The sequence below is a fragment of the Rubricoccus marinus genome, from assembly GCF_002257665.1.
Classification (GTDB): Bacteria; Bacteroidota; Rhodothermia; order Rhodothermales; family Rubricoccaceae; genus Rubricoccus; species Rubricoccus marinus.
Genome location: NZ_MQWB01000001.1, coordinates 513,118 through 531,201, shown reverse-complemented (window position 1 = coordinate 531,201; position 18,084 = coordinate 513,118). Strand labels below are relative to the sequence as shown.

14 protein-coding genes are annotated in these 18,084 nt (G+C 68.8%); 6 read left to right on the top strand and 8 right to left on the bottom strand.

The window, feature by feature from the left end; translation table 11 throughout:
- Positions 1–334 precede the first annotated feature (334 nt).
- Positions 335–2,197 carry a T9SS type A sorting domain-containing protein gene (locus BSZ36_RS02005; protein WP_094545488.1) on the top strand — a complete coding sequence of 621 codons (1,863 nt, stop codon included), beginning with the start codon at positions 335–337 and terminating at the stop codon, positions 2,195–2,197.
- Positions 2,198–2,211: 14 nt separating this feature from the next.
- Here BSZ36_RS02005 and BSZ36_RS02000 read toward each other — a convergent pair whose 3' ends face one another.
- Positions 2,212–3,174 (bottom strand): serine hydrolase, encoded by a 963-nt coding sequence (locus BSZ36_RS02000; RefSeq protein WP_094545487.1) that lies wholly within the window; start codon positions 3,172–3,174, stop codon positions 2,212–2,214.
- 131 nt (positions 3,175–3,305) lie between these two features.
- Between BSZ36_RS02000 and BSZ36_RS01995 the strand changes: the two genes are divergently transcribed.
- Both BSZ36_RS01995 and BSZ36_RS01990 read left to right on the top strand, forming a co-directional pair.
- On the top strand, positions 3,306–3,719 hold the full coding sequence (locus BSZ36_RS01995; protein WP_094545486.1) for a BlaI/MecI/CopY family transcriptional regulator: 414 nt from the start codon (positions 3,306–3,308) through the stop codon (positions 3,717–3,719).
- Positions 3,712–5,523, top strand: coding sequence for a TonB family protein (locus BSZ36_RS01990; protein ID WP_094545485.1), 1,812 nt, complete (start codon positions 3,712–3,714; stop codon positions 5,521–5,523). The genes BSZ36_RS01995 and BSZ36_RS01990 overlap by 8 nt, the downstream gene beginning before the upstream one ends.
- A 140-nt stretch (positions 5,524–5,663) precedes the next feature.
- Here BSZ36_RS01990 and BSZ36_RS01985 read toward each other — a convergent pair whose 3' ends face one another.
- The 5 genes from BSZ36_RS01985 to radA form a co-directional block, all read right to left on the bottom strand.
- Positions 5,664–6,953 carry an N-acetylmuramoyl-L-alanine amidase family protein gene (locus BSZ36_RS01985; protein ID WP_094545484.1) on the bottom strand — a complete coding sequence of 430 codons (1,290 nt, stop codon included), beginning with the start codon at positions 6,951–6,953 and terminating at the stop codon, positions 5,664–5,666.
- 273 nt (positions 6,954–7,226) lie between these two features.
- On the bottom strand, positions 7,227–7,985 hold the full coding sequence (locus BSZ36_RS01980; protein ID WP_094545483.1) for a hypothetical protein: 759 nt from the start codon (positions 7,983–7,985) through the stop codon (positions 7,227–7,229).
- Positions 7,985–9,688, bottom strand: coding sequence for a hypothetical protein (locus BSZ36_RS01975; RefSeq protein WP_094545482.1), 1,704 nt, complete (start codon positions 9,686–9,688; stop codon positions 7,985–7,987). Before BSZ36_RS01975 ends, BSZ36_RS01980 begins: the two co-directional genes overlap by 1 nt.
- Before the next feature lie 52 nt (positions 9,689–9,740).
- Entirely contained in the window at positions 9,741–10,403 is a 663-nt protein-coding gene (locus tag BSZ36_RS01970; RefSeq protein ID WP_094545481.1) for an RNA polymerase sigma factor, read from the bottom strand.
- 496 nt (positions 10,404–10,899) lie between these two features.
- Positions 10,900–12,303, bottom strand: coding sequence for a DNA repair protein RadA (gene radA / locus BSZ36_RS01965; protein WP_094545480.1), 1,404 nt, complete (start codon positions 12,301–12,303; stop codon positions 10,900–10,902).
- A 309-nt stretch (positions 12,304–12,612) separates the two neighbouring features.
- Between radA and BSZ36_RS01960 the strand changes: the two genes are divergently transcribed.
- From BSZ36_RS01960 to BSZ36_RS01950, 3 genes are all read left to right on the top strand, one after another.
- Complete coding sequence (locus BSZ36_RS01960; protein ID WP_218827524.1) at positions 12,613–13,383, top strand: MlaE family ABC transporter permease; 771 nt, start codon at positions 12,613–12,615, stop codon at positions 13,381–13,383.
- Positions 13,384–13,507: 124 nt separating this feature from the next.
- Positions 13,508–14,278 carry an ABC transporter ATP-binding protein gene (locus BSZ36_RS01955; protein ID WP_094545478.1) on the top strand — a complete coding sequence of 257 codons (771 nt, stop codon included), beginning with the start codon at positions 13,508–13,510 and terminating at the stop codon, positions 14,276–14,278.
- Positions 14,275–15,294: an MlaD family protein gene (locus BSZ36_RS01950; protein WP_094545477.1), complete on the top strand. Its 1,020-nt coding sequence runs from the start codon at positions 14,275–14,277 to the stop codon at positions 15,292–15,294. The genes BSZ36_RS01955 and BSZ36_RS01950 overlap by 4 nt, the downstream gene beginning before the upstream one ends.
- 145 nt (positions 15,295–15,439) lie before the next feature.
- Here the strand turns inward: BSZ36_RS01950 and BSZ36_RS01945 are convergent, their stop codons facing one another.
- Both BSZ36_RS01945 and BSZ36_RS01940 read right to left on the bottom strand, forming a co-directional pair.
- Complete coding sequence (locus tag BSZ36_RS01945; RefSeq protein ID WP_143536722.1) at positions 15,440–16,045, bottom strand: hypothetical protein; 606 nt, start codon at positions 16,043–16,045, stop codon at positions 15,440–15,442.
- 241 nt (positions 16,046–16,286) lie between these two features.
- Positions 16,287–18,038 carry a T9SS type A sorting domain-containing protein gene (locus BSZ36_RS01940; protein ID WP_094545475.1) on the bottom strand — a complete coding sequence of 584 codons (1,752 nt, stop codon included), beginning with the start codon at positions 18,036–18,038 and terminating at the stop codon, positions 16,287–16,289.
- Positions 18,039–18,084: the final 46 nt, after the last annotated feature.

Genomic DNA, 18,084 nt, shown 5'->3' with positions numbered 1-18,084 from the left:
CTAAGGGGATAAGGGAGCGGTGACGCTCGTGCCGAGCGAACCGAGGCGCTCATTAAGCGAAGGGGGCGAAACGGAGCCCGAGGCGAAGATAGATGCACCTACGTTTTGCTGGGACCGCCTAAGACGAAGCTCGCGTTCGGAACCACACGTGGAGCATCACCCATCGGGCAGCCTCCTGTGCGCGTGAAGCGCGCCACCTTGGAGTGTACCGGCCGCTGGCGCCGAATCGCTCAGCGCCCCTCTCCCACGGCCGGCCGAGTGGTCCGAGTTCAGGCCTCTGGCGACGCGGCCGATACTCCCCGTGTATCCTTCGCCAGAGGCCACCACCCGCGCCATGTTTGCTCGCCTGCTCGCCCCCGCCATCCTCGCGGGCCTTCTCGCCTCTGGCGCCGCCGCGCAGAGCGCGTGGGAATCGGCCATCGTGTACGAAGGGGCCAGCGGGGCGCTGACCTACGCGACCGACAGCGAGGGCAACCGCGTCCCGGATTTCTCGAACGCGGGATACCAGGGTGGCGGCGTACCGCTTCCAGAGGTGGCCGCGCGCCTCACGCTGACGGCGCTGGAGGGCGACGACACGCAGCGCATCCAGGCCGCGCTCGACGCCGTGGGCGCGCAAACGCCCGACGCCAGAGGCTTCCGAGGAGCGGTCGTCCTCGCAGCCGGCGAGTACCAGATCAGCGGCACGCTACGGGTCGCCAAAAGCGGGGTGGTCCTGCGCGGCGCGGGCGACGGGGACGACCCAGCGACGAGCACCATTCTCCAACGCAGCGGGACGAGCCAAGCGCCCATCGTCGTCCTCGGCGCGAGCACGTCGGTCAGTACGGAGGCGATCATTCGGCAGGACGTCTCCCGAGGGAGTTCCTCCATCGCCGACGCCGTCGTACCGATCGGCGCGACGTCGTTCAGGGTAGATACCCCTGGCGTATTTGCCTCTGGCGATGAGGTCGTGGTGTTCCACCCCGCAACGGCGGAGTGGATCGCGTCGGTGGACGGCGGTGGCACCTTCGGCGACCCGGACTGGGAGGTCGGCGATATGCCCATCGCGCTCGTGCGGACCGTTACCGGTGTGGACGGCCAGACCCTGACGCTGGACGCCCCGACGTTTACCCAGCTCGACGCCAGCCTCTCGCCATCGTTCGTGTATCACCGCGACATGCGCGGCGTGATCGAGAACGTGGGACTGGAAAACCTTCGGATCGACATCGAGACGGCTGGACCGACGAGCGAGACCCATGCCGAAGACGCCGTCCGCTTTCTGCTCGTGGAGAACGCGTGGGCCTCTGGCGTGACGGCGTTGCACTTCTGGCACGCGGGCTTCAGCGTCCAGAACTCGCGATACGTGACCATTCAGGACTGCGAGGCGCTGGAGCCGCACTCCCAGGTCACCGGCGAGCGGCGCTACAACTTCGAGGCGCAGCGCTCTCAGTTGGTGCTGTTCGAAGGCAACCGCGCCACCGAAGCGCGGCACGCATACGTGGGCAACGGCGAGACGCTGGACTCGGGGATCGTTTTCCTAGACAACGTCTCCGAAGACGCGAGCACGTCCAGCGAGGCGCACCGCAAGTGGGGCACGGGCTTCCTGTGGGACGGCCACACCGAACTCGGCTCGACCGGCAACACGTGGGCGGCGCGGCGGCTCCACATGGGCAACCGCGGCAGCTACGGCACGTCGCACGGTTGGTCGTGCGCGAACTGCGTGGCGTGGAACGCAGACATGAACGGCGCCCCACTCATCGTGGAGAAGCCGCCGACGGCGCAGAACTACTCCATCGGCACGCAGGGGCCCGCGCTGGACTCCGGGCCGTTCGTGGGCAACACCGGCTCGTACATCGAGGGGACCGACCGGCCCGGTCTCTCGCCGAGTTCGCTCTACCGCCGCCAGCTCCAAGACCGCCTGGGCACGACGGCCACGCCAGAGGCTCCGGCTGACCGCTCGGGCGCTCGCATGCAGCCTCTGGCGCCAAACCCGGTGCGTGGGGACGGCGTGGTGCGGTTCGAGACGGGAGCGCCAGGCCCGGTGAAGTTGTCCGTGTTCGACGTGCTCGGCCGCGAGGTCGCCGTCCTTGTCCAAGGCGTTCTCCGCGCCGGCGCGCACGAGGCACCACTCGACGCCAGAGGCCTCGCGCCCGGGGTCTACGTCGTCCGGCTCGTGGCCTCTGGCGCGAGCGCAGCGCAGCGCGTGACGGTAAGTCGCTAGGGGCAGCCGCTAGCCTACTCCACCTGTTCCAGCTCAAACGTTCCGTCGGAGGCGGAACGCCAGCGGCTCTCGGGCTCGAAGGTGCGCCAGAACAACGCCGATAGCTCACGGAGCAACACAAACCCCTCGTTGTCCGCGCCCCAGCTCTGGTCCTCTTGCGCGTCGGTGATGACGGTGAACACGTAGGGGCCGGAGGGCGCGTGGACGTAGAGGACTTCGGAACGCGAGGCGCTGACGGCTCCCTGCTTGCTCGCGACCTGCACGCCGGGTGGAATCGCAGACAGGGCCTCGCCGTCCCAGAAGGTGCGCGTGAGGGCGCGGTGCATCCGCTCATCAGCTTGGGGCGAGACGATGTCCACGTCGCGGTCCACGATCTCCCGCACCAGGTGGCTCATCTCACGCGGCGTGGTCTGGCCCCATCCATACCGCTCCCAGTCCGCGCGGCGGCCATCGGTCCCGCTGTTCATGCGCGTGCCGGTGTAGCCTCTGGCGGCGAGGATCTCGTTGATGCGCGCGCCACCGCCAGAGAGCGATTGGAGCCACAGGCTGGCGTTGTTGTCGGAAGCGGAGAGCATCGCCTCCACCGCGACGTGGAGTTCGATGCGCGCGCTGTCGCGCAAGAGGCCGATCAGGCCGTGATCGTCGTAGCGGAGCGAGTCGCGAAAGACGAGGGGTTCGTCCCACGCGAGGTCACCGCGGTGGATTGCCTCCATCGTTGCGACGAGGATCGGCACCTTGATCATGCTCGCCGTCGGGAAGAGGCTATCGGCGCGGAGCGCTGCGCTCCGGCCAGACGGGAGGTGCCGCACGTAGACGCCCACGCGTCCGCGGAAGCCTCTGGCGAGCTTCTCAACCGCGCTCTGCAACTCGGAATCCAAGCGCTCTGGGGGCCACGGAGCGTCCGCCTCTGGCGCTAGAGGCGGGGACGAGGCACAGCCGGCGATAAACAGGGAGAGAGCCAGGAGGACGAGGCGCATAGGAAACCGGGTGAGAGCCGCAAGATCGGTCGCGCCGCCTCAGGAGGACACGCCAGAGGCGAAACGAGTCTCTGCCTTGACACCCTACTATCCAGTTCGTACGATTAGAACACGACACCTTCCGCCCTCCCATGCGAAACCCCCTTACGCCTCTCGGCGGAACCGAGATGGAAGTCCTCCGCCACGTCTGGGCGCTTGGCCGCGCGACAGTCCGCGAGGTTCACGACCGGATCCAGAGCGACCGGCGCCTCGCGTACACGACGGTGATGACCGTCATGAAAAACCTCGCCGAGAAGGACTACCTCGCCTACGAGCGCGACGGGCAGACCTACGTCTACACCGCCAAGCGGCGTCCCGAGGACGTCCGTGGGTCCGTCCTCTCAGGCATCCTCGACAAGGTGTTCGGCGGCGACCCCGCCTCGCTCGTCCAAACGCTCGTGGACGCCGACCTCTCCGACGCCGACCGCCAGCGCCTCCGCGCCATTGTGGACGGCTTCGACGCGCCAGAGGCCTCTGGCGCCCCAGACCCCTCTGACGATGCGTGAGATCCTCCTCCCTCTCGTGGAAATGGGCGCCTGGGCGCTCCCCGCGCTCTGGCTTCCCGTAGCGGTCTGGACGCTCGCAGCGCTCACCACCGAAGCCGCGCTCCGGCTCCGGCCGCGCACGCACCCCGTGGTCGCGCTCGGCGTTCGGCGCGCGATGCTATGGGCGTTGCCCGTCGGCGTCCTGGCCGCGCTCGCGCTTCCAGGCCTGTTGCCTGCCGAAGCGGCCGAGCGCGTGGCCGCGTTCACGCCGACGCCGCTCGCGCTCCCGACGCTCACCGTCGGCGGCGCGCCAGAGGCCGCCGGTCCCGCAGCAACCTCGCCGGTGCCTCTGGCGCCGATGCTCGCGGGGCTCGCGCTCGTGGCCGCAGCGCTCGTCGCCATCGTCCGGCTGGGCGTGCTCGCCAGAAGCCTCTGGCGGCTGCGGCACCTGGCAGGCGAGACCACGCCCGACGCGGGCGTGCAGGCGCAGGCGGATCACCTCGCGCGGCTTTCAGGCGTGCACCGCGCCGTCCGGGCCGTTACCACCGCGACGCCGACCGTCCCCTACACGTACGGCTGGCGACGGCCTGTCGTGGTGGTCCCGGCCGAGTTGACGAGCGAGCCCGCGCGGCTCCGTCTCGTCCTCGCGCACGAGATCGCGCACGTGGCCCGCGGCGACTTCGCCTCTGGCGTGGCCGAGCGCGCTGCCGTGGCGCTCTTTAGCTGGCACCCGCTTATGGGCGCGCTCGCTGGACGCATCGACCTCGACCGCGAGCGCGCGACCGACGCCGCCGTGCTCGCCTCGCGCCCGGAGGAGCGGCGCGATTACGCCGATCTGCTCCTGTCGTTTTCTCGCCTCTCCTCGCCGTCGCTCGCGCTCGGCGCCGCCAGAGGCTCCCGTTCCCTCACGTCCCGTATCACAACCATGCAGTCGCTCCCCCTCTCTCCCGCCCGCCTGCGCCGCCTCGGCCGAGCGGCACAGGCCCTCGCGCTCACGCTTTTCCTCGGCGCCGTTGCCCTCGCGGGCGCGGTCGCGGTTGGTCCCCCCGCGCAGGCGCGGACGCTCGTCTCGCCAGAGGCAGCGACGGCTCCCGCCTCTCGCGCCGTTGTGGTGCCCGCTGCGCCAGTCGTGGCGCCGGCTCCTCTCGAAGAGGCCCCAGCAGATGCCGCGCCTCTGGCGCCAGAGGCGCGCGTGATCCGCGGCAACGTCACGGACGCCACCACGGGCGCGCCGTTGGTCGGCGCGAACGTTGTGGTGGTGGACACTCAGATCGGCGCCGCGACGGACCTCGACGGCGACTTCATGCTCAACGGCGTGGATCCTGGCGACGTGCAGATCCGCGTCACGTTCGTCGGCTACGTGCCGCTCACCGTCGTCCCCCAGGCCGATGAAGAGCTCCGCATCGGCCTCGTGCCGATGGACCGGGACGTACGGATGCGCCAGATGCGCGAGGCAGCAGAGCGCCGCGCGGACGAGGCGCGCGACATAGACCCGAACTCGCCGCAAGCTCCGGCCGTCTTCGAGGTCGTGGAGGCGCCGCCAGCGTTGGTCGGCGGCCTTGAGGCGCTGCAGCGCTCGCTCGTCTATCCGCCAGGGGCCAAGGCGGACGGTGTCGAAGGCAAGGTGTTCGTGCAGTTCGTCATCAACGAGACCGGCGGCGTGCAGGATGCGCAGGCCCTCCGCTGCCCCGATGAGCGCCTGTGTGAGGCCGCGCTCACCGCCGTCCGTGCGGCGCGGTTTACGCCCGGGCGCCAGCGCGGCCAGGCCGTCAAGGTCCGGTTCGTACTCCCGGTTGACTTCAAGCTGCCCGACTCTGACGAGTAAAGGCGCGAGGCCTCTGGCGTGGTCTTGCCCGCGCCCTACCTATCCCTCCCCCGTTGAGCGCGGGCGCCATCGCGGTGCTCGCGCTCATCTGCGTTCCCAAGCCGCGTCGGCTTGGTCGAGGGGTCTCTGGCGCCAGAGGCTCAGCCGCTCGACGCGAGGCGTAGGCCGCGCTCGTAGCGCGTTTTGTATGCCCTCACGGCGCGGAAGATGGACCGCGCGGTCTTTTCCTGCCCGTCGGCGGAAGCCAGGAAGCGGGCTTCGTCCGGGTTCGTGATAAAGCCGGTCTCCACCAAAATGGCGGGCATAGACGCGGCCCACAGCACGAGGAACGGTGCCTGCTTCACGCCACGGCTGTGGCGGCCGGCGTTCGAGAACTCACGCTCCACGAGCGTCGCCAGCAGCTGGCTTTCTTCCTGGTACGCGCTCATCGCGAGCGAGCGGAGGATGCCGCCCTCGTCGTCGAAGTCGGCGTAGAGGCTGGGGTCGCTTTCCAACTGGATCACGGAGTTCTCGCGCTCCATCACCTGGCGCGCGCTTTCCGAGCGGTGCGGCGCGAGGAAGAACGTCTCCGTGCCTCTGGCGCGAGAGGAGCCCGCAGCGTTTGCGTGGACCGAGATGAAGAGCTTTCCACCCTCCCGGTTCGCGATCCGCCCGCGTTCGCGCAGTTCGTGGAATTGGTCGTCGCGGGTGCGGGTGTAGACCACGCGCACGCCCAACTCGTTCTCGATCATCTCGCCCAGGCGGCGCACCACGCCTAGTGCGACCTCTTTGTCGCTCGTGCCGTTGGCAACGGCGCCGTGATCGTCACCGCCGTGCCCGGCATCGAGTACGATCGTGTCCAGGCGCCAGTTCGTGTCCCCGACCGTCGTTCCGCCCGGCGAAGGCCTCGGGGTGCTGGTCTGCTGCACGGGTGGCGTGGTGCCGCGCGGCGTCGGTCCCTGGGCCACCGGCTGAGACATCGTAGACAGCGCCACGAGGAGGTCGTCGGACTCGCGGTCGGGGTAGGCGGCAACCTGGACCGTCCCACTCACGGCGAACCGGATCGTCACGTCGTCGCCAGCGGCGTCGATCCGGTAGGAACGAACGGGTCCCTGCGCGTCGCCCCGCCGGACGCCTCTGGCGAGGCGCGCGCCGTGCATCGTGAGTACCACGGCGCCCTCCTGCTGGCTCACGCTGAAATCGTCGACGGCGTCGGTTGCGTGGACGCGGACGACGTACCCCCGCCCGTCTGATCGCCGCGCGAACGACACCCGCTCAATCCGAGCGGCTACGCCGGAGACCTCAGCGCTCGGCGCGCCAGAGGCCTTTGTCTCTACCGCCGGGGCGCCTGCGGCCGGAGCGGCGTGGGCGTCTGGCGAGATCGCCAGGAGAGTCAAGAAACCCGCGAGCGTAGCGCGGAAGAGGAGCGGGAGCGTAGCGAAAATCGTCATCGGTCAGGGGCCGAGTGCGAGGGAGGTACGGAGGCTCCCCCAAGAGCCGTGCCAGGAAGAATCGTCCTGGGCATCGGTGTACCGTCAGCGAGTCTTAAACGGCGCTCACCGATTGGGACGGGAGCGCACGTTATCCACAACGTAAAGAAAAGCCGCGCCTCTCGCACATCTTCTCATGCGAGGCGCCGCAATCCGTTGCCGCCCATCAGCTAGACGGGTACAAAAAGAATCGCACGGGGTCCGCTTTGCCTCTGCGCTCGCCGCCAGAGGCCCCTACCGCTCGACGGCTTCGAGCCCGAGGAGCTCGCGGAGGCGGAGGTCGATGATCTGGTCGCGCATGGACCGCCGCTCCGCGAGGACCGACCTCAAGGCGCGGAGTTCGGACTCGGCGCGGTCGAGCTCTTCGGCGCGGATCTCTTGCTTGAGGTCGAACAACGTCTGGAGCCTCTGGCGCAGGTCCGTCGTGATCGTGTCGTAGCCCTGGCCGGGAGCGAGCGTGCGGGCGCGCGCGGCCAGCTCGTCGATCTCGTATTCCAATTGCGCCTCGCGCTCCATCTGGTTGTACAGCGCCCGGTCCGCCTCCGAGAGCTGGCGCCGGTACATCTCGTTTACGACCGGGTCCAGCCGCTCCTCTGGCGAGGTCGAGGGCACGAGGATCTCCTCGCCCATGATGTACACCGCGTTGCCGGCTTTGGAGGATTGCGCAAACGGTACCAACCTCTCGCTCTCAAACACGAACGGCGCTCCGTCTACCTCCACCACCGGAATCACGGGCCCGACGAGTTCCATCTGCACGATGATGCCCGAAAGGTCGATGCCCTGCGGAATGGCCTCTGGCGGGAGCTTGCGGCCGTCCAGCCACAGAGCGCCCTCGCGGATCTCGAACATGCGCGACGCCGGCGCCATCTCCGCTCCGCGCGGGGCCTCACCGATCACGGACAGGTTTCGGACCGGCGTCGCAGCGGGGGTCTGCGCGCGCGCGGGGGCGGCGAGGACGAGTGCCAGGGCGGCGGCGGCGAGTACGCGAGTCATTAGCGGTCGGTAGAAGGCGTACGAGAACGGACAAGAGCGCGCCCGAGAGGCGCCGTCTCCCGAACGGCCTGGATGCCGGGGGTCGTGCCCGCGCCGGCGCCAGAGGCCCCGCCAAACGCGACCGCGGGCTCGTCCCACTCCAGGCCGGTGTTTTGCTCGCGGAGCTGCTTCAAGCGCAGCGAGAGCAACCGGACGTCTTCGCCAGCCTCCCATTCCGTCGTGGCTTCGGAGGAAGCGAACGTCGCGTCTGCGAGGTCCGAGGCGGCGGCCTCTCGCGCTGCCTGCGCCGCGCGAGGTGTTTGGGTCGGTGCGGGCGCCGCCTGGCGGGCCACGGCCGGCTGAAACCCCTCAGCCGACGGGCCGCGAGGCGCCGAGCGCTGGACAACCGGACGTGGCGGCTGCGGGGCCACCGCCAAAAACTCGGGCTGCGGCTCTTCGGGGGCGGGCACCACGACGGGGCTCTCCTCAGCCGCCGGTGCGGGAGTCGTCTCCACGATATCCTCCGAGGCCACCATCTCCGTCTCTGGCGAGACCACGCCGAGACCGGGATCGAGCAACGTCACCGCCGCGAGTATCGCGACGGCAAGCGTAGCAACGCCCGCGACGATGCCACGCATCCTGCGGGGACGCGCCGCGCGCACCGCCTCGCGGTCCGAAGCGCGCCTCTGGCGAAGCGCGGGCGTCGCAGCTGAAGCCTCCGCAAGAGGCGTTCCGCTGGAGGCCGACGCCGCCGCAGCGAAAACGGCAGCAAGCGCGGCCTCGCTTGGAGCATAGGCCGGCGCAGCGTCTAGGATCTGCTTGGACTGCGCTAGGAGGCCAGCCTCTGGCGTCGAGGACTCCCCATCGCCATAGGCGGCGTGGAGCGGCGCGAACGTCGCGTTGAGCGCGGCCCCTTCGATTGCGGAGAGGACGGCGGCGCTCGGCGCGTAGGCCGGGAGCGCGTCCAGAGCCAGAAGCGATTGCCGCAGAAGCTGGGCCTCAACGCCCGTTGCCTCGCCTTCGCCAGAGGCCTCCAGCAGAGGCGCAAACGTGGCCTCTTGCGCGCGGGCCAACACGGCCGCGACGGCGTCCGCCGAGGGCGAATAGGTGGGCAGCGAAGCCAGCGCCGACTCCGACTGACGGGCCACCTCTTCTTCGATCTTGCCAGAGGCCGGCGACTCTACCGGCGGCTGGAGCTGCGCGGCGCGGGCCAAGACAGCGTCGAGCGCCTCTGGCGACGGGGCGTATGCAGGGAGCGCATCAAGCGCCTGGAGCGACTGCGAGAGCACACCCTCTTCCACGCCTGAGGCCGCCTCGGTATCGCCAGAGGCGCTCAGCGCGGAATGCAGAGGAGCAAACGTGGCGTCTTGCGCGTGCGCCGAAACGGCAGCTTCGGCCTCTGGCGTAGGAAGCGACGGCGGCAGCGCGTCCATCGCTGCAAGAGACTGCGCCAGAACGGCGCCTTCAACGGTCGGCTGCGCCGGGCCGAGGCCACAGGCTCCACGGATCGCGCTCAGGGCGCCCACCTCGGACGCGTCGAGCGCACGTGCGGCGATCTGCGCGAGGACCGAGTCGTCGGGCTGGACTCGCGGCAGCGCGTCGAGCGCCTGGAGAGACTGGGTGAGGACCGCTGCTTCTACGGCGTCGGCGCCAGAGGCCGGGGCGGACCCGGCAGGCACAGAGAGGCCGGCGATGCGGCGGATGACGGAGAGTCCGTCGGGCATATCAGGAGGGAAGGAGTACCGAACGTGCGGAGGCGCTGGGGTCGTGTGAGCGTCAGGCGACGGGCTTCGTCTGCGTGGCCCGCGCGGAGGGGCGGGGCGCACCGGGAAGGCTGTCCGTCTGTACATCATCGAACCACTCGGGATCGAGAATCTTGCGGAGGTTGATAAGCGCGTAGCGCATGCGCCCGAGCGCGGTGTTGATCGACACGTCGGTCAGTTCGGCAATCTCACGGAAGGTCAGTTCCGACTGATGCCGCATGAGCACGACCTCGCGCTGCTCGGGCGGCAACTCGTCGATGGCGGCCTCGACCTCTTTCCAGAGATCGGCGCGGCCAAGGAGCGCGCCCGCGTCCGGCGCCTCATCTGGCAGTCGGTCCCAGAACGACGCTCCCGCGTCCTCATTGTCAACGCGGTCCACATCGCTCCACTTCTTGCGGCTGCGGAGGTGATCCAGCGCCGCATTTCTCGCGATGCGCATCACCCAGGCGATCCAGCGGTTCTGGCGCTCGTAGGCGCCGCGCCGCTTGTGCATGGCCTGGATCGCGCGGAAAAGCGTGTCCTGGAACAGATCGTTCGCGATCTCGCGATCCCGCACCATCCCCACGAGGAATCCGAAGATCCTCTCCTTGTGACGAGAGATGAGAATGGAGAAAGCTTGTTGGTCGCCGCGTTCGAGGTACGCGGTGACCAGTTGCTCGTCGGTGAGCTCGGGCATGGGGGCGGGACGCGCGCTGGGCACAACCAGGCCAAGCGGCGGGTTATTGTACGGAGACTACCTATACGCGGGGCGCCGTGTGGTGTGCCCTGCTCCGCCAGAGGATCCGCGCGGTTGCAGGCCTCTGGCGAGGGGTATGTGCGCGAAGAGGCCGCCTCCCTAGCACACGACACCGGGGAGACCCCCAAGTTGGTTCTCACAAGGGACCCCGGGCATGTGCGGGCGTATCGTGCGGTGCCCCTCCACCGGCCCCCCTCCCGCGACGTTGACCGCTTGTGGGCCCCTGCCTCCTCCCGACGCACGGCGCCTCCCCTCTTCAAGCGCTCCACCCGCTCCCTGGCACCTACGCTCCGCGCGGTAGACGCCGACCTGGCCACCCCACAGCCCGGACTCCTTGATCGGTGTCCGGGCTCTTTTTCGTGAGGCTTCTGGCGCGCTAGCCCTCCGCCCTCAGGGCCATAGGTAGGGCTCCACTCGGGCCTCCGGCGCCAGAGGCTCAGGCGACGAGGTCGATGGCTTCTTTGAGGCGCGAGACCGGGACAAGCTTGATCCCCTTGGGGGCTTTCAAGCCCCGCATGTTCGCTTTGGGAAGCATCGCCGCCTCGAAGCCCATCTGCTTAGCCTCTGCTAGGCGCGCTTCGACGCGGCTGACCGCGCGGATCTCGCCACCCAGCCCCACCTCGCCGAACACGACCGTGCTGCTGTCCAGCGGTACGTCCCGCGCGCTGCTCGCGATGGCAAGCGCCACGCCGAGATCGACGGCCGGTTCGTCCAGCCGCACGCCGCCCGCTACGTTGACGAACACGTCGTGCTGGTTCATGCGGATGCCCTCGCGCTTTTCCAGGACCGCGAGCAACACCTGCAGCTTTTTGCTGTCGAAGCCCGTCGTTGTGCGCTGCGGGTTGGCGTAGGACGTGCTCGCCACGAGCGCCTGCACCTCCACCAGCAGCGGGCGCGTCCCCTCGGTCGTGGCGACGACCGCCGAGCCGCTGGCGCCGAACTGACGCTCGGCCAGGAAAAGCGCGCTCGGGTTGCCGACCTCGACGAGCCCCTGTTCGCGCATCTCGAAAACGCCCATCTCGTGCGCCGGGCCAAAGCGGTTTTTCACCGCGCGGAGCACGCGGTAGGCGTGGTGCCGGTCGCCTTCGAAGTGGAGGACGGTGTCCACCATATGCTCCAACACGCGCGGCCCGGCGATCTGTCCGCCCTTGGTCACGTGGCCGACGAGAAACGTCGTCGTCGGCAGCGACTTCGTGACCGCGAGGAGCGCCGCCGTGCTTTCGCGCACCTGCGTGACCGAGCCCGGCGCGCTTGTCAGGTCCGGGCGCCAGACCGTCTGGATGGAGTCGATGATCATCACCGCCGGCTGGTGGTCGTACGCCGCGGCCACGATGGCTTCCACGTTGGTCTCCGCGAACAACAAGAGGCCATCTGCGGAAACGCCCATGCGCTCGGCGCGGAGCTTGACCTGCTGCGGGCTTTCCTCGCCCGTCACGTAGAGCACCACCTCGCCTCTGGCGCCGAACTGCCGCCCCAGTTCGGTCATCAGCGTGGACTTACCGATTCCCGGCTCACCCGCCACAAGCGTGAGGCCGCCCACCATCGCGCCGCCGCCCATCACGCGGTCTAGCTCCCCTACCCCGCTCACGAGCCGTGGCCGCTCGCTCATCTTGACGTCCGAGATCCGCTGCGGGCGCGTCTCGCCGTAGGCCCCGCGCATCCGCGCGCCGCTGCTCGTGCCGCCGCCAGAGGCCGCGCGCATCACCTTGGCCTTGATCTCCTGCGGTTGCGCCTCCTCTACAAGTGTGTTCCACTCGCGGCAACCGGGGCACTGCCCCTGCCACCGGAGCGATTCGTGCCCGCAGTCCTGGCATACGTAGTGGGTCTTTGCTTTGGCCATCGGGGGAGAGCGGGGGGGTAGCGCCAGGTCTTCTGGCGAATGGGGAGCGGGCGCCAGAGGCCTCTGGCGAGAACCCGAGCGCGCCGCAGGGCGGGCGTGAGGAGAAACAGCGTGCGCGCCGGTCTGTAGACCCGCCGTGCGGGGCTCCGAGTACCTTCACCACCCGGCCCACCGCCGCCGTTTCCGCCTCTGGCGAAACGGAGGATACGCCGCCCCGCTGACACCCGACCGTCACGCCCCCTCCGGGCGTCCGCTCCCACGCTCCGCATGGAGACCGCCCCTGCCCCACCGCGCTCCTTCTTTGGCCGCGTGCTGCTCCCGCTCTTCGCGAAGCCGTTGCGGTGGGTTGAAGGGATCGGCGCGTACGCGCTACTGCTGATCCGGGCGTTCAACCTGCCACGCGACCTCAGCCCCAAGCTGTACCTCCGCAACATCACGACGCAGATGGTGCAGATCGGCATCGAGTCGATCCCGATCGTGGCGCTGGCGACGGCGTTTACAGGCGCGGTGGTGGTCGTGCAGGCGATCTACCAGTTGGAGAACCCACTTCTGCCGTCCACCCTCGTCGGCACGTTTGCGCAGCAGTCCATCCTGCTGGAGTTGGGCACGCTCGTGACCGCGTTCGTGCTCTGCGGCCGCGTCGGCGCCCGCATCGCGGCGGAGTTGGGCACGATGCGCGTCAAGGAGCAGATCGACGCGCTAGAGGCGATGGGCATCAACAGCCTGAGCTACCTCGTGGTCCCGCGCGTGGTGGCGGGTGTGCTCATGTTCCCGATGCTATACGTCGTAGCGTCGTCGGTCGGCATGCTGTCCGGGATGGTCGTCGCTGAGGCATCGCCCGATGTCTCAGCGGGGCTTTTCTGGGAAGGCGCGCGCCTCTACTTCAAGACGTACGACGTGTTCTTCGGCCTGGTGAAGTCCATCGTCTTCGGCTTCGCGATCACGAGCGTGGCGTGCTATACCGGCTACAACGCCGCTGGCGGTGCGGAAGGCGTCGGCGAGGCGACCACCCGCGCGACGGTGATGGCCTGCGTGTTCGTCCTCGTGGCCGACTACGTCTGCGCCGCGCTCTTGCTGTGATGGTGGGTTCCGAGTTCCGAATCCTCAGCGAGCGCGCCCTCTTGCCTAGCCTCTGGCGCCAGAGGCCTCTCACGATCTGCGCCAGAAGCCCCCTCCCCTCTTCACCCGCCTCCCGCCCCTCGCGATGATCGAAGTCCGCGATCTGGAAAAGAGCTTTGCCGGCCGGCCCGTGCTCAAGGGGGTCACGCTCACCATCCCCGAGGCCAGCACGACGTGCATCATCGGCCGCTCGGGCTCGGGCAAAAGCGTGCTGCTCAAGCACCTCGTCGGGCTGCTCAAGCCGGACGCGGGGCGCGTGATCGTGGACGGCGCGCCGCTGGATGACCTCTCCTACTCCGATCTCCGACGCGTGCGCCGCAAGTTCGGCGTCCTCTTCCAGGGGGGGGCGCTGTTCGACTCGATGACGGCCATCGAGAACGTGGAATTCCCGCTCCACACGTTTACCGACCTCAACGCGCGAGAGGCCCGGCGCCGGGCGCTGGAATGCCTGGAGTTGGTGGAGCTTCCCGACATGGGCAAAAAGACGCCCAGCGAACTCTCGGGCGGTCAGCAGAAACGCGTCGCCCTCGCGCGAGCCATCGCCATCGAGCCCGCGTACATCCTGTACGACGAGCCCACCTCGGGCCTGGACCCGGAGACGAGCCGCACCATCGACGAGCTCATCGAACGCCTCGGGCGCGAGCTCGGCACGACCAGCGTTGTGATCTCCCACGACATGCACTCCGTCCTCCGCATCGCCGACCACGTCGCGTTCCTCCACGAGGGGCAGATGCACTGGAGCGGGAGCGTAGACGACCTCCACGCCGCGACCGACCCCACGCTTCTCCGCTTCGTCCGCGCCAACGAATACCAGATCGGCAACCCCTCCCGCACGGCGGGCGCCGCCTCCTCATGAGCAACGAAATTAAAGTCGGCCTCGCCGTCCTGATGGCCGTCGTGGTCATCTTCTTCGGCATCCGCTTTCTCAAGGACCAGCCGCTCTTCGGCGGCGGATATGAGGTCGTCGTCGTCTTCGACGACGCGCAGGGCCTCACGCCAGGGGCCTTTGTCCGTCTCAACGGCGTCAACGTGGGCTCTGTAAAGAGCGTGCGCCTGAGCGACGACGCACGCGAGGTGTACATCACCATGGGCATCGACGGCGACGTGCAGATCCCCCGCGGCGTGAAGGTCGGCACGAGCGGCCTGAGCGCGCTCGGTGAGGTCAACATCGAGCTTACGCCACCCGATGGCGGGGACGCCGGGCGGCCCCTCATCGCCGGGGACACGTTGCGCGCGATCTCGACGCCCGACCTGTTCGACTTGCTCGCCGGCGAGTCCACCGGCCTCACGGCCCGCGCCGATAGCGCGCTGTTCCGTGCCGTGAGCGTGTTCACCACGCTCGACGAGACGCTCGCCAACTCCGGCGACGACGTGACGGCGGTCCTCGCGCAGCTCCGCTTCCTCACGCAGACCGCCACGCAAACGCTCCTGACCGAGCGCGAGCGCGTCGGGGAAACGCTGGCCTCGTTCCAGCGCGCCGCCGGCAGCGCCGAACGGCTCTCCAACGACCTCTCCACGCTCGGTACGGACCTCTCTAACGATGTCGCCGTCGACATCCGCGCGACGACGCAGACGCTCCGACAAACCGTGGACAGCAACGCGGACTCCGTCTCCGTGACCGTCGCGCAGCTCAACCGGACGCTCCGCAACGCCGAATCCGCGCTCGCGCAGCTCACCCTCCTCTCGACCGAGTTGGAGCAGACGCTCGCCCTCGCGAAAAGCGACTCCTCCTCGCTGGGCCTCCTCTTGCGCGACCCCTCGTTGTACCACAACGCGAACTCCGCCGCCGCCAGCCTCCAGCAGCTCTTGCAGGACGTGCAGCGCGACCCCGGCCGCTACGCGAAGGAGTTGGACCTGATCCGGGTCTTCTAGCCGCCAGAGGCCTCTGGCGAGGTCCGCACTCCAGGCAGGACGACTCGCCCGCCTCTGGCGTCAGAGGCGGGAAGCGGAGAGGCCAGAAGAGGCCCCGCCGCTTAGAACCGTGCTTGCCGATGGGCGGTCTGGCGCCGCGCGGCGCTTACTCTTCAGCGCCAGAGGCCGCAGCGGGGATGTAATCGAACGAGAGCGGCGCGCTGCCGAGCTCGTTGAGGTAGATCAGACCGTCGGCGGTCCCGCCCGGCGGAATCGTGAGGCCGAAGAGTTCGTCCTCCACCAGCACCCGCTCGGCCTTGCCGTTGGCGCGCGACGCCGTAAGGATGCTCGCGCCGGCGATCCCCAGCCCTACGGGGAGGAAAAGCGTCACCTCATCGTTCTCAGTCACGGTGACGTTGAGCAGCCCCCAGAGGAGGTGCGTCCATACGGGTTGGTTTACGACGTCTGCCACCATCTGCCCTCGGACCGGCGTCACCGGGTTGGCGCCATACTTCACCCGGAGCGAGTTCCGGTCCAGCGTGACCGGAGCCTCGGTCTGGTTTACGACGCGCACCGCGACGATGTTGACCCCCCGCTTGCGCGCTTTCTTGCCGTAGTAGCCGGGCTGCGCGTCGTACAAATAGGAAAACGCGAGGCCGTCATCGGCTGGCGCCTGGACGTACGCGCCGGAGTCATAGGCCACGGATGAATAGCTCGACGCACAGCCGGTGGCAACGAACGTAAAAGTAATCAAAACAGTAACAAAGCGCATGAAACGGGTGAGTTTGAGGATGAATCTCTGCGCGAGAAAACTACTCCCTTGAGCGACCCAAGGCCCGTTTGCCCCCGGCTTCTGGCGCCAGAGGCCCAAACAAAACCGCGCCGGTCCCCTCCCACAGGGACCGGCGCGTAGGCTCGGCGGGCGGGGCGGCCGAGGCCGCCGGTTGGACGGGCTCCGCCGAATGCCGAGCGGTAGGGGCCTCTGGCGGCAGTGCGCCGCCAGAGGCAACTGGCTAGCGGACGACCGTGAGCATCTGCGTGCTCACCGCACCCTCCGTCGCGAGGCGGACGAGGTAGGTGCCCGCCTGGAGGTCCGCGACGGGGAGCGCGAAGCGCGTCTCGCCTGCGGCGGTCTCGCCAGAGGCGAGCACGGCGACCTCGCGGCCGAGCATGTCCACGACGGTCAACTGCACTTCCTGAGCCGTTGCGAGCGTGAGGGCGACCGTCGCCACGCCAGAGGCGGGGTTCGGGAAGGCGCGGAGCGCGGACGCGGCGGCCTCTGGCGCCTCCTCGGCGTCCACGGTCACGTTGGCGCTGAAGTAGAGCATGTCGTCCAGCGCGGTCCAGCCCGCGGCCCAGAAGAGGCCCTGGTTGGTGGCGGGGAAGGCTCCCTTAAAGCTGACAGGCGTGAAGAAGTTGTCGCCGGAGAGGCGCGCGAGGGTGAAGTCCGCGCCAGAGGCCGCGGCGCTTCCGAAGCCCGGGCGGGGGTCCAGCACGCCGTCTTGGTCGCGGGCATCGTCGGCGGCTCCAGAGCCATCGGCGACGTTGACGAGGCCGGGTGTGACGAACTGGTTGGCGGCCGCGATGGTCGCCTCGATGTCTGCCTCGTCGCGCCGGACGATGCTCGCGGCGTCGTTGCCGACGCTGAAGTCGAAGAAGATGTTGTTCGCGATGGTCAGCTCGCCCTCGCGGAAGTTCTGCGCCGTTGAGATCGTGGCGTCACCGACGGGGTTGCCGTTGTCGTCCTCCGGCTGCACTTCCAGGTCGATCCCGCCCGCGCTGGATTGCACGGCGGTAAAGACGGAGTTGTAGATCGCGCCGCGGGTGTTCTCGCGCAGCTTGAGCGTGGGGCCGCCGGCGTCCGAGCCGCCCGGTGTGGAGCCCACGCCGGAGCCGACGCAGGTGAGGTTGCTCACGACGGGATCGGAGAGGAGCGCCGCGGTGAACGGGCTGGCGGCGCCGTCGCCTTCGATGCAGCGGCCCACGTCGCCGCTCTCGTCCTTGAGGGAGAAGACGAATTGCAGCTTGCCGGTGTAGCCCTGGTCCCAGTCGATGTCGTCGTCGCCGCTGAAGGAGGCCACGAGGTACTTCGCGTTGACCGTTCCGCCGAAGAACTCGAAGGAGTCATCCGAGTTGGCGAACACCTCGATGTGCTCCAGCAGGGTGCCGCGGCCGACCGAGCCGAGCGTGAGGCCGTTGATCTCCGCGTTCGGCGTGAGCGTGAAGCCCGCGTGGCGGATGGAGACGTAGGTCATCTCGCCCGAGTCGTCGTCCTCGTCGCAGTCGAAGCCCGCATCGCCGCAGCCGTACTTGGAGCGGTCCGTGGACGGGATGCCCTCCACCTGACGCACGCCGCGGTTGTTGGTCGCGTTGCCGAGAATGATCACGCCGCCCCAGAGGCCGCGCTGCGTCTCGTTGGTGTCGAAGGGGTCCGTGACGTCGTCGCCCTCGGCGGTGAAGATGATCGGCGCCGCGGCTGTGCCTCTGGCGTTGAGGGTGCCGCCGCGCTGGACGACGAGCACGCTGGACTGCCCGTTGCCCGTCGTCGGGTTCTGCTTTCCTTTGAGGACGGTGCCCGCTGGGATGTTCAGCGTCGCGCCGTTGTCCACGTACACCTCGCCGTCGATGAGGTAGACCTCGTTCGCGCTAAGGGTGGTGGTGCCGGTGAGGACGCCGGAAAGCGTCTGGGTGGTCGACTGCGCGAACGCGGTGCCGGAGAGGAGCAGTGCGAGAGCGGCTGCGGTGAGAGTAGCGAGAGATCGCATGAGAGCAGGAAGAGAGGGAAGCGTGAGCCTCTGGCGCCAGAGGCGA

Coding starts and splice junctions, on each gene's coding strand:
- BSZ36_RS01945 (WP_143536722.1), bottom strand. CDS start 16,045: ATGCGCTTTGTTACTGTTTTGATTACTTTTACGTTCGTTGCCACCGGC.
- BSZ36_RS02000 (WP_094545487.1), bottom strand. CDS start 3,174: ATGCGCCTCGTCCTCCTGGCTCTCTCCCTGTTTATCGCCGGCTGTGCC.
- BSZ36_RS01950 (WP_094545477.1), top strand. CDS start 14,275: ATGAGCAACGAAATTAAAGTCGGCCTCGCCGTCCTGATGGCCGTCGTG.
- BSZ36_RS02005 (WP_094545488.1), top strand. CDS start 335: ATGTTTGCTCGCCTGCTCGCCCCCGCCATCCTCGCGGGCCTTCTCGCC.
- BSZ36_RS01980 (WP_094545483.1), bottom strand. CDS start 7,985: ATGACTCGCGTACTCGCCGCCGCCGCCCTGGCACTCGTCCTCGCCGCC.
- BSZ36_RS01955 (WP_094545478.1), top strand. CDS start 13,508: ATGATCGAAGTCCGCGATCTGGAAAAGAGCTTTGCCGGCCGGCCCGTG.
- BSZ36_RS01975 (WP_094545482.1), bottom strand. CDS start 9,688: ATGCCCGACGGACTCTCCGTCATCCGCCGCATCGCCGGCCTCTCTGTG.
- BSZ36_RS01970 (WP_094545481.1), bottom strand. CDS start 10,403: ATGCCCGAGCTCACCGACGAGCAACTGGTCACCGCGTACCTCGAACGC.
- BSZ36_RS01990 (WP_094545485.1), top strand. CDS start 3,712: ATGCGTGAGATCCTCCTCCCTCTCGTGGAAATGGGCGCCTGGGCGCTC.
- BSZ36_RS01995 (WP_094545486.1), top strand. CDS start 3,306: ATGCGAAACCCCCTTACGCCTCTCGGCGGAACCGAGATGGAAGTCCTC.
- radA (WP_094545480.1), bottom strand. CDS start 12,303: ATGGCCAAAGCAAAGACCCACTACGTATGCCAGGACTGCGGGCACGAA.
- BSZ36_RS01940 (WP_094545475.1), bottom strand. CDS start 18,038: ATGCGATCTCTCGCTACTCTCACCGCAGCCGCTCTCGCACTGCTCCTC.
- BSZ36_RS01985 (WP_094545484.1), bottom strand. CDS start 6,953: ATGACGATTTTCGCTACGCTCCCGCTCCTCTTCCGCGCTACGCTCGCG.